Origin of the sequence: Vibrio sp. 10N.222.48.A3 (assembly GCF_041475345.1) — a bacterium.
Taxonomy (GTDB): domain Bacteria; phylum Pseudomonadota; class Gammaproteobacteria; order Enterobacterales; family Vibrionaceae; genus Vibrio; species Vibrio tasmaniensis_A.
The window spans coordinates 1-796 of the sequence record NZ_JBFRVX010000971.1; the positions used below are offsets into that span (position 1 = coordinate 1).

Here is a 796-nt window from a genome sequence, read left to right on the forward strand (position 1 = left end):
GGTTATAGGAGCAATGATTCTCTTGGTTTATCATCTGATTATGATGATAACAGAACCTTATCTATACGTATTCGTGAATAATTTTTTTAGGGTCAAGAAGGACTTTAAATTGAAATTTAAGGGATCCCAATAAGGTTAGCAATTTCGCCTTATATCCTCGCTCGATCGGGCGGGGATATAAGGCGTCAGTCGCGATAGCGGCTTAATCTGGTGTTAGGTGTTATTGGCTTTCTACATATGCTTTAAGAGTTTCTATTGTTGCCCCTCCTGCTGTACAAGCAAAGTAATATCGCGACCATAAGCAGCGCTTTTGCTTTGCCTTGTTAGGTGGGTATCCTGCAATCTAAGCATTCTTGATGATATGGATTTGAGGTTATTCACCATCACGCTAATTGACAACTTTGGCGGATATGATAACAAGACTAATAGGGAAAATTTGCAGAATGGAACGATCAAAAACACTGCATTTTAATAACTTAAATTTCCAACGCTAGTACTACTTGGAGAGCCTCACCCACTCTTGCCTCACGTTGTTTCCCTCAATGGAGAGCACCAATGAAACCAAGATTCCGACACAAACGTCAACACAGTGCGCGATTAAAAAACTAAAACACCCACCATGATATGTCCCCTGAAAAACAACCCGAATCACTCTTTGTTCTCGATATGCTCGACGGCAACGACTGGTGACCCCTTGTACTCACTAATCCAGCTTACGCAACATAGAGGTTACACCCTAGAGCCTTATCATCACGATTAATCACTCAACCCCCGTCCCAAGCCTTGCCATTGCAAG

The 796-nt window shown here is 42.1% G+C and carries 1 pseudogene; it reads right to left on the reverse strand.

The features are described from left to right. Positions 1-220: 220 nt before the first annotated feature. Positions 221-423 (reverse strand): annotated as a pseudogene (tnpA, locus tag AB4653_RS22590) (IS200/IS605 family transposase); the annotation flags it as partial. Positions 424-796 lie beyond the last annotated feature (373 nt).